This window comes from Pseudoxanthomonas sp. F37, assembly GCF_022965755.1.
Classification (GTDB): domain Bacteria; phylum Pseudomonadota; class Gammaproteobacteria; order Xanthomonadales; family Xanthomonadaceae; genus Pseudoxanthomonas_A.
This window is the reverse complement of sequence record NZ_CP095187.1, coordinates 3,502,880-3,515,642: the sequence shown is the minus strand read 5'-3', so window position 1 is coordinate 3,515,642 and position 12,763 is coordinate 3,502,880. Positions and strand designations below refer to the sequence as shown.

The window sequence follows — 12,763 nt, the reverse complement described above, 5'->3', positions numbered from 1 at the left end:
TGCGGGATAATGCCCGCATGAACACGCTGCGCATCGCCACCCGCAAGAGCCCGCTCGCCCTCTGGCAGAGCGAACACGTCGCCGCACGGCTGCGCGAGGCGCATCCCGGCCTGGTGGTGGAACTGGTGCCGATGAGCACGCGCGGCGACGAAGTGCTGGACCGCTCGCTGGCCGCGATCGGCGGCAAGGGCCTGTTCCTCAAGGAACTGGAACTGGCCATGCTGCGCGGCGAGGCCGATTGCGCGGTGCATTCGCTCAAGGATGTGCCGATGGAACTGGAGGGGCCGTTCGCGTTGCCGGCCATCCTGGCCCGCGCCGACCCCGCCGACGCCTTCGTGTCCAACCACCACGACGGCATTGCGGCGTTGCCTCACGGCGCGCGCGTGGGTACCTCCTCGTTGCGGCGGCAGGCCCAGCTGCGGGCGCTGCGCCCGGACCTGCAGTTGCTGGACCTGCGCGGCAACGTCAATACGCGCCTGGCCAAGCTGGATGCCGGCGAGTACGACGCCATCGTCCTGGCCTGCGCGGGCCTGCAGCGGCTGGGGTTCGCCGGGCGCATCCGCGCACGCCTGGACGCGCCGGAGTGGCTGCCGGCGCCGGCACAGGGTGCGGTGGCGGTGGAATGCCGTGCGGACGATCACTCTGCGCACGCGCTGTTCGCGGTGCTGGACGATGCCGCCACCCGCACCTGCGTGGAGGCCGAGCGCGCGATGAACCGGGCGCTGCACGGCAGCTGCCACGTGCCGGTGGCGGCGTTCGCGCGCCGCGAGGGCGATGCGCTGGTGCTGTCCGGGCTGGTGGGTTCGGCGACGGACGGCCAGACCCTGCGCGCCGAAGGCCACGGTACGGTGGCCGATCCCGATGCGCTCGGGCGCCGGGTCGCCGCGCAGCTGCTGGAGCAGGGCGCGGGCGCGTTCCTCGCCTGAGCGGCGTGCGTGCCTACTTGAAGCGATAGACCACGTTCATGGTGGTCAGCGTATCGGTCTTCTTGATGTCGGGCGCCACGTCGCTGTTGTGGCGCGCCTGCCAGCCGGCTTTCAGGGCCAGGTGCGAGTTCATGGTCACCGACACGCCCAGGTCGTTCTGCGCGAACGTGTTGTATTCGCCCGATTCCACCAGCAGCTTGTTGACGATCTCGGTGTTCTCGCTCAACGCATAGCGCAGGTCGATCAGCCCGCGGCCGATCAGGCTGGCTTCGGTGCGGCCGTCGAGGGTGTCGTAGGCGCGGCGATAGCCGGGCCCCACCTGCAGGTCCAGGTGCGCGCGCTCGTTCTCGATCACCCGGTTGCCGTAGCTCAGGCTGAGCGACTGCTGGCGGCTGTAGGTGCCGAAATCGTCCTCCTCGTGGCGCAGGGAGGTGTTCAGCGTGCCGCGGTCGTCCATCAGGTAGGCGCTGTTGGCCGTGACGGTGTAGCGGTTGGCGGTGGTGCGCGTATCGCGCACCTGGCTGCCGTCCTCCTGGGTCCGCAGGTACTCCGAGCGCGAATGCAGGCCGAACAGGCTGGCGCTGTGCCGCCAGGCGCCGCCGTCGGTATAGGTCAGGTCCAGGCGTCCGTTGAAACTTTCGGTATTGCTGTTGCCGCTGGCCGCGGCGAAGCCCAGCTCGCCGCCGCCGGTGAACGTGGGGGCGGGCGGCGTGGGCTCGGGAACGGGGTCAGGCACCGGGCGCACGGCCATGGCCACCACCGGCAAGGCGGTACTGCCTTCCTTGCCGAAACCCTTGCCTGTGTGCGGCGCCTCCTCCTTGTCGTTGCGGGGCAGCAGCACTTCGGTTGCCTGGGCGGGGCCCAAGCCTGCCGCCAGCAAGGCGGACGCGAGCAGGGAAGCGGTGATCAGGCGGGGCATGGCAGGTCTCGGGCGGGATGTAAGCGGTTACATGGTAGACAGCGGCCGTGGGAGCGACAACCCAAGTGCTTGTTCCGATTCAGGTTTGCGCCATGCATTCTGCCACGGCCAGGCGCGTGGTCCAGGATCGTCGTCACGGTCGGCAGGCTCATGCGGCCCGCGGCAACGCCCCGGCAGGCGTGGTGGGCGTTGCGGTATCGCGGGATCGGGCTTTCCGGGCGGGGAACAAGGTCAGCGCCTGGGGTCCGTGCGTTGAGGGCGTCACGGCGGCGTGGACACGCCGTGGCGCCGGGCACCGCACGGGCCCCAGGCGCCGTCGGCGCAGCGCCCCCTGTATCGCTTCCAACGGCGGGCAGGCGATGAAAACGGCCATGCCTCGGCGATAATCCGGACACGCCCCCTGCCGTGCCCCCCATGGACAAGATCGAACGCATCACCGCGCTGCACCGCATCCTGAAGGCGGCCCGCTATCCGGTCACGGTGAAGCGGCTGCAGGAGGAACTGGGCTGTTCGCGGGCCACGGTCTACCGCGACCTGGCCTATCTGCGCGACGCGCTGATGGCGCCCATCGAGGGCGATGGCGAGGCCGGCTTCCGCTACCACGCCGCGGAAAGCGAGCGTTTCGAACTGCCCGGCCTGTGGTTGAGTTCGGAAGAGCTCTACGCGCTGCTGGCCGCGCAGCAGCTGCTGGTGCGCACGGGCGGCGGAGTGCTGTCCGGCGCGCTGGCGCCGCTGCAGAAGCGTATCGAGGGCCTGCTGGCGGACCATGCCGGCGTGTCGCAGTGGCCGGTCGAGCGGGTGCGCGTCATCCCGCACCGCGGCCGCAAGCTCGACGAAGCCAGCTTCCGCACGGTCGCGTCGGCCGTGCTGGAACGCAGGCAGTTGCAGTTCGAATACCGCGCGCGCTCCACCGACGAGCGCACGCGCCGCACGGTATCGCCGCAGCGCATCACCCACTATCGCGACAACTGGTACCTGGACGCGTGGGACCACGAGCGCAATGCCCTGCGCAGCTTCGCCGTGGACCGCATCGGAAACGCACGGCTGGGCGAGGAGCCTGCGCGCGACCTGCCCAACGAGGAGCTCAACCAGCACCTGGCGTCGAGTTACGGCATCTTCTCCGGCGAGCCCAAGGGCTGGGCGACGATCGTCTTCAGCGCCAAGGCCGCGCGCTGGGTCGCCGACGAACAGTGGCATTCCAAACAGCAGGGCCGCCACCTGCCCGATGGCCGCTACGAGCTGAAGATCCCCTACAGCGTCTCCCGCGAGCTGCTGATGGACATCCTGCACTACGGCGCCGACGCGGAGATCGTCGAGCCGGCGGTGCTGCGCGAACAGGCGAAGGCGCTGCTGGAACTGGCGCTGTCGAACTACGAGAAGAAGTAGCGTCGTCGGCGTTGCGGGCGCGAGGTGAGTCGCGAGGCCTCGCGGATCGCCTCGGCTGCCATCGCGACTGACGTCGCCCGCACAGGCTCCCCCCTGTGCCGACGGCCTGTCACGGCCCCTTCGGTTCCCCGAAGCCCGGCCTGCCCACCTGTTCCGGCACCTGCGGTACGCGCACCAGCTGGCGGGCATTGATCCCATGGTCGCGCGCCCGCTTCACCAGGGCCTCGTACCGGGCGTCGTCCATCAGCGGGTCGCGGGCCAGGATCCAGCCCATGTCGCGGCCCGGATAGTCCGCCAGCGCCCAGGAGTAATCCGGCGCCACATCGACGATGCGCCACTTGGCGGGCACCACGCCGACGAACCACAAGGTCCACTCGCGATTGCCCGACCCGTCCTTCACCGACGCGCGGGCTTCGCGCACCTGCTCGGGCTGGTCGAAGGCTTCGCGATAGTGGTAGGCCACGCCGACCTTGTCGCTGTCGCGGAAACGGTATTCGTAACGCGCGGCCACATGGCCGCGCTCGGCGAAGTAGGGGATGTGCGCCACCACGTGCCAGGTGCCCATGAAGCGGGGCAGGTCCAGGGCGTCGGCCTCGCGGCGCGCCTCGCCACGGCTGGCGCAGCCGGCGGCCAGGGCCAACACCAGGGCCATCAGGATGCAACGGGTCGCGCGGGGGAAAAACACCATGGACATGTGGGACTCCTTGCTCCCCGTCATACGGACACGCTAGTCATCAGGATGCGACGGCGATGTTAACCGGGGATGTCGCAATCCGTGAGATGCGCGTGCGCGAGTGTGACGCCGTACCGACATCAATCCACGGGAGTCCTCCGCCATGTCCGTCGCATCCTTCGATCTTTCGCTCTCCGCCTCCCAGGACCGTCCCGACGCCGGCCTCGACCGTGCGCTGCGCAGGGTCGTGCTGGCGGGCCTGGCGCTGGTGGTGCTGGTGCCGCTGGCCCGGGCCAGCACCGAGGTCCTCGGATGGCTGCCGCTGTGGCTGGTGGGCATGCCGCTGACGGCCTGGTGGGCGCTGCACAGGTTCCGCCTGCCGACGGCGTTGCGCCGGCTCCGCCCGGCCGCCCGCCGTCGGGCGCCTCAGGCCCGGCGGTTGCGCGCCCGCCACGGGCGCCTGGCCCGGGCTGCCTGACCTTCGGCAGGGGGTGGCCTCCGGGCCTTGTGCTAGCGTGGCATGTTCATGAACTGCACCTCCGGAGCCACCCTCGATGCCCAGACTGACCCACGCCTGCCTGGCCGCCGGCCTCGCCGTTGCGGGCGCCCTGTCCGCCCCTGTCCACGCGAAGGAGGCTGACGTGTCCAACGACCCGCATGCGTGGCTGGAAGAGGTCGAAGGCCAGAAACAGCTCGACTGGGTGAGGGGCGTGAACGCCAGGGCCGAGGCCGAGATCGCGGCCACGCCGGCGTTCAAGCAACTGGAAGCGGACATCCGCGCCATCCTGGATTCCGACGCCAAGATCCCCGGCGTGCAGAAGATCGGCGACTACTACTACAACTTCTGGAAGGACAAGCAGCATGAGCGCGGCGTCTGGCGCCGCACCACGCTGGCCGAGTACCGCAAGGCGCAGCCGCAGTGGGAGACCGTGCTGGACCTGGACGCGCTGAACAAGGCCGAGGGCAAGAACTGGGTCTGGCACGGTGCGGATTGCCGCAAACCGGACTACACCCGCTGCCTGATCGCGCTGTCGCGCGGCGGCGCCGACGCGGACGAGACCCGCGAGTTCGATCTGGTCAACAAGAAGTTCCTTCCCGATGGCTTCTACCGCCCGGAAGCCAAGGGCGGCCTGGGCTGGAAGGACGCCGACACCGTCTACGTCTACACCGACTTCGGCAACGGCACCATGACCAGCTCCGGCTATCCGCGCATCGCCAAGGAATGGAAGCGCGGCACGCCGCTGGACAGCGCCACCGTCGTCTACGAAGGCAAGCCGGACGACATGTACATCGCCGCGTTCCACGACGACACGCCGGGCTTCCAGCGCGATTTCGTCAGCCGCACGCTGGCCTTCTACAACGACGAACTGTACCTGCGCCGTGCCGACGGCACGCTGGCCAGGATCGACGCGCCCAACTCGGCCAACAAGGGCGTGCACAAGCAATGGCTGACCCTGGAACTGCGCGAGCCGTGGACGGTCGGCGGCAAGACCTATGCCGCCGGCAGCCTGCTGGCGGCCAGGTTCGACGACTTCATGGCCGGCAAGCGCGAGTTCGACGTGCTGTTCGCGCCGAGCGACAAGACCTCGCTGGCAGGCTTCACCTGGACGAAGAGCCATCTGGTGCTCAACGTGCTGGAGGACGTGAAGAACCGCCTCAGCGTGCTGACGCCGTCGGCCTCGGGCTGGACGACCAGCGCCTTCACCGGCGCGCCGTCCTTCGGCACCGTCGGGGTCAGCGACGTGGACAGCGACGACAGCGATGCGGTGTGGCTGACCGTCACCGATTACCTGACCCCGACCACGCTGTCGCTGGCCGAAATCGGCCAGCCGCCCGAGCAGCTGAAATCGATGCCCGCCTTCTTCGATGCCTCGGGCAAGAAGATCGAGCAGCACTTCGCCACGTCCCGGGACGGCACCAAGGTACCGTACTTCCTGGTCCGCCCCGAAGGCCTGAAGTACGACGGCAGCACGCCGACCCTGCTGTACGGCTACGGCGGCTTCGAGATCTCGCTGACCCCAGGCTACTCCGGCGGCGTCGGCAAGGGCTGGCTGGAGAAGGGTGGCGTCTATGCCGTCGCCAATATCCGCGGCGGCGGCGAGTACGGCCCGCGCTGGCACCAGGCCGCGCTGAAGGCCAACCGTCACAAGGCGTACGAAGACTTCGCCGCAGTGGCGCAGGACCTGATCGCCCGCAAGATCACCTCGCCCAAGCGCCTGGGCATCCAGGGCGGCAGCAACGGCGGCCTGCTGACCGGCAACATGCTGACCCAGTATCCGGAGCTGTTCGGTGCGGTGGTCGTGCAGGTCCCGCTGCTGGACATGAAGCGCTACAGCCACCTGCTGGCGGGCGCGTCGTGGATGGCCGAGTACGGCAATCCCGATACCGCCGACTGGGAATTCATCCAGACCTTCTCGCCGTACCACCTGTTCGATGCGAAGAAGGACTACCCGCCCACGCTGTTCATGACCTCCACCCGCGACGACCGCGTCCACCCGGGCCACGCCCGCAAGATGGCCGCCAAGATGCTGGAAGCGGGCAAGGACGTGCGCTATTACGAGAACATCGAAGGTGGCCACGGCGGCGCGGCCAACAACGCCCAGGCCGCGCACATGAGCGCGCTGGCCTACACCTTCCTCTGGCAGCAGCTGTCCAAGTGAACGTCCGGCGCCCCTCTCCGGAGGGGCGTCGCCATTGCATCCCGCGTCCCCGGACCCCATCCATGAAGCCGACCTCCCTCCTGCTTGCCGCCACCGTCCTGATGAGCACCCCGATCACCTCCGCCCTGGCCGCCAGCGCCACCCCGCCCGACGTGGCCAAGAAGCCGCACGTGGTGAAGGCGCCGCATGGCGCCGAACGCAACGACGAGTACTACTGGCTGCGCGACGACAAGCGCGAGAACAAGGAGATGCTGGCCTACCTCAACGCCGAGAACGCCTACACCGATGCGGTGATGGCGCCGCTGAAGCCGCTGGAGGACAAGCTGTACGACGAAGTGGTCGCCCGCATCAAGCAGGACGACGCCAGCGTGCCCTACCGCGAGCGCGGCTGGTGGTATTACGCCCGCTTCGTCACCGGCAAGGACTATCCGGTGCATGCGCGGCGCAAGGACGGCCCGGGCGTGGATGCCGTGTCGATCCAGGCCGCCAACGCCGCGGGCGACTTCGCCGGCGAGCAGGTGCTGCTGGACGTCAACGCATTGGGCGAAGGCAAGGACTACTACAACGTCGGCGACTACGAGGTCAGCCAGGACAACCGCCTGCTGGCCTATGCCGACGACACCAACGGCCGCCGCCAGTACACCATCCGCTTCAAGAATCTGGACACCGGCGAAATCCTGCCCGACACGGTCACCAACGCCGAGCCGAACCTGGTGTGGTCCGACGACGGCCGCACCCTGTTCTACGTGGACAAGGATCCGGAGACCCTGCTCAGCAAGCGGGTGAAGGCGCACGTGCTGGGCACGCCGTCCAGCCAGGACGCGCTGGTCTATGAAGAAGAAGACGACAGCTTCTACATGGGCATCGGCCGCAGCCGCGACGACAGGTTCATCTGCATCAGTGTCGAGAGCACCGTGTCCTCGGAGATGCGCTGCACGCCGGCCGCCAGCCCGGGCGTGTTCACCGTGCTGGCCCCGCGCGAGCGCGACGTGGAATACCAGGCCGACCACCTGGGCGATCGCTGGGTGATCCGCACCAACGCCGATGGCGCCACCAACTTCAAGATCGTCACCGCACCGACCGACTCGGTCTCGCGCAAGGACTGGAAGGACTGGGTGGCGCACCGCGACGACGTGTTCGTCGAGGGCTTCGAACTGTTCGACGGCTTCAGCGTGGTGGCCGAGCGCGCCAATGCGCTGGAAAGCCTGCGCGTGATCAAGGCCGACGGCAGCAGCGACTACGTCAAGGCCGACGAGCCGGCGTACTCGATGGGGCTGTCCGCCAACCCGGAGACCGGCACCGACTGGCTGCGCTACAGCTACACCTCGATGACCACGCCGGCCACCACCTACGAGCTCAACACCAAGACCGGCGAACGCCGCCTGCTGAAGCAGCAGCCGGTGCCCGGCTACGATGCGTCCAAGTACGTCACCGAGCGCGTGTGGGCGCCCGCCCGCGACGGCAAGACGAAGATCCCGGTGACGCTGGTGTACCGCAAGGACGTTGCCCGTGATGGCAAGGCGCCGATGCTGCAGTACGCCTACGGCAGCTACGGCGCGTCGATGGACCCCAACTTCAGCATCACCAACGTCAGCCTGCTGGACCGCGGCGTGGTGTACGCGCTGGCCCACATCCGCGGTGGCCAGGAAATGGGCCGCGCGTGGTACGACGACGGCAAGCTCTACAACAAGATCAACACCTTCACCGACTTCATCGACGTCACCGACTACCTGGTGAAGGAAGGCTACGCGGCCAGGGACCGCGTGGCGGCGATGGGCGGCAGCGCCGGCGGCCTGCTGATGGGCGCGGTGTCGAACATGGCGCCGGAGAAGTACAGGGTCATCCTGACCCTGGTGCCGTTCGTCGACGTGGCCACCACGATGCTGGACCCCAGCATCCCGCTGACCACCAACGAATACGACGAGTGGGGCAACCCGGAAGAGAAGGGCTACTACGACTACATCCTCAAGTATTCGCCCTACGACAACCTGCAGGCCAAGGCCTACCCGGCGATGTTCGTCGGCACCGGCCTGTGGGATTCGCAGGTGCAGTACTGGGAGCCGGCCAAGTACGTCGCCCGCCTGCGCGACCTCAACACCGGCACCGGTCCGGTGGTGTTCCGCACCAACATGGAAGCCGGCCACGGCGGCAAGTCGGGGCGTTTCCGCCAGTACCGCGAACGCGCCGAGATGTTCGCCTTCATGCTGGACCAGTTGGGCGTCGCTTCGAAGTAGGCGCAATGCGTTGCGGGACAGGAAGAAAGCCGGGGAAACCCGGCTTTCTCCGTTTCCGGTGCCGCGGCGGGGGAGCGGGCTCCCGTGACGCTGGCCCCTGCCGATGACCGTGGGGCGAGTTCTTCGACGGAGGTGGGCCATGGCGGGGTGCGGTGATCCGCGTCGGACATCGGGTATTCGCGCCATCGGCCGCCGATTTGCGGTACAAGGTCGCCGTGCACCCTACGCCGCCGCCGCGCGAACTTCCCGAGCCCAGGCCGGCCCGCTTCCGCTGGGCCTGGTGGCTGCTGGCCTACGCCAGCCTGGGGGTGGGCATCGTGGGCGTGTTCGTCCCGGGGCTGCCGACCACCGTGTTCATCCTGGTTGCCGCCTACGCCGCGTCGCGCGGTTCCGAGCGGCTGCACCGCCACCTGGTCACGCATCCGCGCTTCGGTCCGATGATCCACGACTGGCATCTGCACCGCGCCGTGTCGCGACACGCGAAATGGGCGGCCACGGGGACGATGCTGGTCAGCGCGCTGATCCTGGTGGCGGTGATGCTGTGGACCGGTTCGCACCGCTGGTGGATGTTCGCCTTGCCGATCGCCTGCATGGCCGCGGTGGGCGCCTGGCTGTGGATGCGTCCGGAGCCGCCGCGCAGCGGCTGAGCGGGCGCCGCGTTCATCGCGCTGTGGCTATACTCTGGCCATGAACCGGAACGCCCGTCTCTTCTTCGCCGCCGCCCTGATGGCGGCCCTGTCCGCCTGCGGTGCCAAGGGCCCGCTGTTCATGCCGGAGAAGCCGGTCGAAGAGGCGCCCGCGACGCCCGCCGACGCCGCGCCACCGGCGACCGACACCCTGCCCGCCGAGCCGCCGATCGATCCCGCCACGGTGCCCGCCACCGACGGGAATGGCTGAGTCCCCGGACGCGCGGACCGCGGCGATGCGTTTCACCAAGATGCATGGGGCCGGCAACGATTTCGTCGTGCTGGACCTGCGCGGCGGCCTGCCGCCACCGGATGCCGCACTGGCCGCGGCGCTGGCCGATCGCCACCGCGGCGTGGGCTGCGACCAGATCCTGACCATCGAAGCCCCGCGCAGCGTCGATGCGGTGGCGGCCTATCGCATCTGGAACTCGGACGGTTCGCCCTCGCAGCAATGCGGCAACGGCGCGCGCTGCGTGGCGGCGTGGCTGGTGAGGGACGGCGCGGCGAAGGCAAGCACGTTCCAGCTCGACAGTCCGCTGGCGACGCATGCGGTGGAACGCCTGGGTGAGGACCGCTATGCCATCGCCATGGGCGTACCGGAGTTCGTGCCCGCGCGCATCCCGCTGCAGGGCTTCGACACGCCGCGCGCGGAGTACGACGCCGACGTGGACGAGGGCGTCAGGTTGCGGTTCGGCGCCGTATCGATGGGCAACCCGCATGCCGTGATCGAAGTGCCGTCCGTGGACGCCGCGCCCGTGCAGCACTACGGTCCGCTGCTGCAGCGCTCGCCGCACTTCCCGGAATCGGTCAATGTCGGCTTCGCCGAGGTGGTCGCGCGCGGGCGCGTGCGCCTGCGCGTGTACGAACGGGGCGTGGGCGAGACGCTGGCCTGCGGCAGCGGCGCGTGCGCGGCGGCCGCCGTGCTGATGCGGCGCGGCCGGGTGGACCGCGATGTGGCCATCGCGCTGCCGGGCGGCGAACTGCGCATCCGCTGGCCGTCCGACGACGCGCCGGTCATCATGTGCGGGCCGGCGGCATTCGTATTCGAAGGGGAATGGACAGCATGAGCGATACGCAAGAGAAGCTGGGCGCGCACGAAGTGGCGGCCTGGCTGCGGCGACACCCGACGTTCCTGAAGCAGTTCCCCGACCTGGCCCTGAGCCTGGTGGTGCCGCGCGACGAAGGCCCCACGGCCTCGCTGGCCAGCTACCAGCTCGAGGTCCTGCGCGACAAGAACCGCGAACTGTCCAAGCGGCTGGGCGACCTGTTCGCCAATGCGCAGGAGAACGAACGCCTGGCGGTGCGCACGCACCAGCTGGCGCTCACCCTGATGAAGCAGGGCAGTGCCGCGGATACGGTGCGCGCGATGGCGGCCTCGCTGGCCGAGGATTTCAACGGCGACCGCGTCAGCATCGTCCTGCTGCAGCCGGTCCCCGGATTGGAGGAGAACGACTGGTTGCAGGTGGTGCCGGCCGACAACCCGCACATGGTTCCGTTCCGCGACTGCCTGCGCGATGGCGAGCCGATCTGCGGCCGCCTGCAGCCGGAGAAGCACGTGCTGCTGTATGGCGCGCGCGCGGACGAGGTCGCCTCGTCGGCGCTGCTGCCGTTGCCCGGCATCGGACTGGTGGCCGTGGGCAGCCGCGACGGCAACCGCTTCTATCCGGGCATGGGTACGCTGTTCCTGCGCATGATGGGCGAGACGCTGGCGACGGCGCTGAAACGTTTCGATGGCTGAGGCGGGGCGCCCGCCTCATGCCGTCGTTCCGGCGAAAGCCGGCATCGACTTCGCGCTTGCTTCTTCGATGCGGGCGCTGCAGCAAAGCGGATACCCGCTTTCGCGGGAATGACGGAGGAGGGAGGGAAGGGCCATGTCCGTCAGCGACTTCCTCGCTTACCTCGAAGTCGAGCGCCGCGTCTCCGCGCACACGCTGGACGCATATCGCCGCGATCTGGCCGCGCTGACGCAGTGGGCGCAGGCACAGGGCATCATCCAGCTTGCGGACGTGCAGTCCGGACAACTGCGCGGCTTCGTCGCCGCCGAGCATCGTCGCGGACTGTCGCCCAAGAGCCTGCAGCGCCGCCTGTCGGCCTGTCGCAGTTTCTACCAGTGGCTGCTCAAGCATGGCCGCATCGCAGCCAGTCCCGCGGCTGCGCTGCGTGCGCCCAAGGCCCCGCGCAAGCTGCCCCAGGTACTGGATGCCGACGAGGCCGTCCGGCTGGTGGAAGTACCCACGGACGCGCCGCTGGGCAAGCGCGATCGCGCGCTGCTGGAGCTGTTCTATTCCTCGGGCCTGCGCCTGAGCGAACTGTGCGCGCTGCGCTGGCGCGATCTGGACCTGGCCGGCGGCCTGGTCACGGTGCTGGGCAAGGGCAGCAAGGAGCGCAAGGTGCCGGTGGGCTCGCATGCGCGCAACGCCCTGTCCGAATGGCGGCAGGAGCGGCCGTCGGGCAATGACGGCTTCGTGTTTCCCGGGCGCGGCGACGGTGCGATCTCGCAGCGGGCGGTGCAAATCCGCATCAAACAGCTGGCGCAGCGGCAGGGACTGTTCAAGCACGTGCATCCGCACATGCTGCGGCACAGCTTCGCCAGCCACATCCTCGAGTCCTCGGGCGACCTGCGCGGCGTGCAGGAACTGCTGGGCCACGCGGACATCGCCACCACCCAGATCTACACGCACCTGGACTTCCAGCACCTGGCCAAGGTCTACGACGCGGCGCACCCGCGGGCCAAGCGAAAACAGGCACGCCGTAGGCTGGGATGAAGCCACGCGCAATCCCAGCATCGGGATGCCGGGGAAGGGAGGCGTGCTGGGATTCCGCTGCGCTGCATCCCAGCCTACGGACCCACGACGCGGCGCACCCGCGTGCCAAGCGAAAAAAATGGGCACGCCGTAGGCTGGGATGAAGCAACGCGTAATCCCAGCATCGGGATGCCGGGGAAGGGAAGCGTGCTGGGATTCCGCTGCGCTGCATCCCAGCCTACGGACCGACGACGCGGCACATACGCGAGCCAAGCGAAGAACAGGCAAGCCGTAGGCTGGGATGAAGCAACGCGTAATCCCAGCATGGGGACATCGGGGGAGAAGCGTGCTGGGATTCCGCTGCGCTGCATCCCAGCCTACGTCCCCACGACGCGGCGCACCCGCGGGCCAAGCGGAAAGGCAAGGAGTGAGTGGGGGAGGAGTGAGGAGTGAGTAAAAGCGGAGCAGGTTCACGCTTGCCGCTCGCTCCTCACTCCTCACTCCTCTCCACTCGTTTCCCGCTCTTGAACTCGCC

General features: G+C 68.8%; 12 protein-coding genes. 10 read left to right on the top strand and 2 right to left on the bottom strand.

Annotated elements, in window-relative coordinates; all coding sequences use genetic code 11:
- Positions 1–17: 17 nt before the first annotated feature.
- Positions 18–926: a hydroxymethylbilane synthase gene (hemC, locus tag MUU77_RS16505; RefSeq protein WP_245089101.1), complete on the top strand. Its 909-nt coding sequence runs from the start codon at positions 18–20 to the stop codon at positions 924–926.
- A gap of 13 nt (positions 927–939) precedes the next feature.
- Here the strand turns inward: hemC and MUU77_RS16500 are convergent, their stop codons facing one another.
- Positions 940–1,845, bottom strand: coding sequence for a DUF481 domain-containing protein (locus MUU77_RS16500; RefSeq protein ID WP_245089099.1), 906 nt, complete (start codon positions 1,843–1,845; stop codon positions 940–942).
- A gap of 414 nt (positions 1,846–2,259) precedes the next feature.
- On the opposite strand from MUU77_RS16500, the gene MUU77_RS16495 reads away from it, so the two are divergent.
- Positions 2,260–3,231, top strand: a complete 972-nt coding sequence (locus MUU77_RS16495; RefSeq protein WP_245089094.1) for a YafY family protein — start codon at positions 2,260–2,262, stop codon at positions 3,229–3,231.
- 109 nt (positions 3,232–3,340) lie between these two features.
- On the opposite strand, the gene MUU77_RS16490 is transcribed toward MUU77_RS16495, so the two are convergent.
- Entirely contained in the window at positions 3,341–3,925 is a 585-nt protein-coding gene (locus tag MUU77_RS16490; protein WP_245089091.1) for a lipocalin family protein, read from the bottom strand.
- Between the two features lie 142 nt (positions 3,926–4,067).
- On the opposite strand from MUU77_RS16490, the gene MUU77_RS16485 reads away from it, so the two are divergent.
- The 8 genes from MUU77_RS16485 (at position 4,068) to xerC (ending at position 12,249) form a co-directional block, all read left to right on the top strand.
- A complete protein-coding gene (locus MUU77_RS16485; RefSeq protein WP_245089088.1) occupies positions 4,068–4,382 on the top strand; it encodes a hypothetical protein in 315 nt (104 codons plus the stop codon).
- Positions 4,383–4,458: 76 nt separating this feature from the next.
- Entirely contained in the window at positions 4,459–6,564 is a 2,106-nt protein-coding gene (locus tag MUU77_RS16480; RefSeq protein WP_245089085.1) for a prolyl oligopeptidase family serine peptidase, read from the top strand.
- A gap of 62 nt (positions 6,565–6,626) precedes the next feature.
- Complete coding sequence (locus MUU77_RS16475) at positions 6,627–8,798, top strand: S9 family peptidase (protein WP_245089082.1); 2,172 nt, start codon at positions 6,627–6,629, stop codon at positions 8,796–8,798.
- Positions 8,799–9,013: 215 nt separating this feature from the next.
- Positions 9,014–9,445: a YbaN family protein gene (locus MUU77_RS16470; RefSeq protein WP_245089079.1), complete on the top strand. Its 432-nt coding sequence runs from the start codon at positions 9,014–9,016 to the stop codon at positions 9,443–9,445.
- Positions 9,446–9,485: 40 nt separating this feature from the next.
- The gene (locus tag MUU77_RS16465) at positions 9,486–9,695 is read left to right on the top strand and encodes a lipoprotein (protein WP_245089076.1); all 210 of its coding nucleotides are present in this window, start codon (positions 9,486–9,488) and stop codon (positions 9,693–9,695) included.
- 25 nt (positions 9,696–9,720) lie between these two features.
- On the top strand, positions 9,721–10,551 hold the full coding sequence (dapF, locus tag MUU77_RS16460; protein ID WP_245089073.1) for a diaminopimelate epimerase: 831 nt from the start codon (positions 9,721–9,723) through the stop codon (positions 10,549–10,551).
- Complete coding sequence (locus tag MUU77_RS16455; RefSeq protein WP_245089069.1) at positions 10,548–11,222, top strand: DUF484 family protein; 675 nt, start codon at positions 10,548–10,550, stop codon at positions 11,220–11,222. The genes dapF and MUU77_RS16455 overlap by 4 nt, the downstream gene beginning before the upstream one ends.
- A gap of 133 nt (positions 11,223–11,355) precedes the next feature.
- A complete protein-coding gene (xerC, locus tag MUU77_RS16450) occupies positions 11,356–12,249 on the top strand; it encodes a tyrosine recombinase XerC (RefSeq protein ID WP_245089066.1) in 894 nt (297 codons plus the stop codon).
- Positions 12,250–12,763 lie beyond the last annotated feature (514 nt).

What these genes read in the sequence shown, in the direction of transcription:
- hemC (WP_245089101.1), top strand. Translation starts at nt 18, where the DNA reads ATGAACACGCTGCGCATCGCCACCCGCAAGAGCCCGCTCGCCCTCTGG.
- MUU77_RS16500 (WP_245089099.1), bottom strand. Translation starts at nt 1,845, where the DNA reads ATGCCCCGCCTGATCACCGCTTCCCTGCTCGCGTCCGCCTTGCTGGCG.
- MUU77_RS16495 (WP_245089094.1), top strand. Translation starts at nt 2,260, where the DNA reads ATGGACAAGATCGAACGCATCACCGCGCTGCACCGCATCCTGAAGGCG.
- MUU77_RS16490 (WP_245089091.1), bottom strand. Translation starts at nt 3,925, where the DNA reads ATGTCCATGGTGTTTTTCCCCCGCGCGACCCGTTGCATCCTGATGGCC.
- MUU77_RS16485 (WP_245089088.1), top strand. Translation starts at nt 4,068, where the DNA reads ATGTCCGTCGCATCCTTCGATCTTTCGCTCTCCGCCTCCCAGGACCGT.
- MUU77_RS16480 (WP_245089085.1), top strand. Translation starts at nt 4,459, where the DNA reads ATGCCCAGACTGACCCACGCCTGCCTGGCCGCCGGCCTCGCCGTTGCG.
- MUU77_RS16475 (WP_245089082.1), top strand. Translation starts at nt 6,627, where the DNA reads ATGAAGCCGACCTCCCTCCTGCTTGCCGCCACCGTCCTGATGAGCACC.
- MUU77_RS16465 (WP_245089076.1), top strand. Translation starts at nt 9,486, where the DNA reads ATGAACCGGAACGCCCGTCTCTTCTTCGCCGCCGCCCTGATGGCGGCC.
- dapF (WP_245089073.1), top strand. Translation starts at nt 9,721, where the DNA reads ATGCGTTTCACCAAGATGCATGGGGCCGGCAACGATTTCGTCGTGCTG.
- MUU77_RS16455 (WP_245089069.1), top strand. Translation starts at nt 10,548, where the DNA reads ATGAGCGATACGCAAGAGAAGCTGGGCGCGCACGAAGTGGCGGCCTGG.
- xerC (WP_245089066.1), top strand. Translation starts at nt 11,356, where the DNA reads ATGTCCGTCAGCGACTTCCTCGCTTACCTCGAAGTCGAGCGCCGCGTC.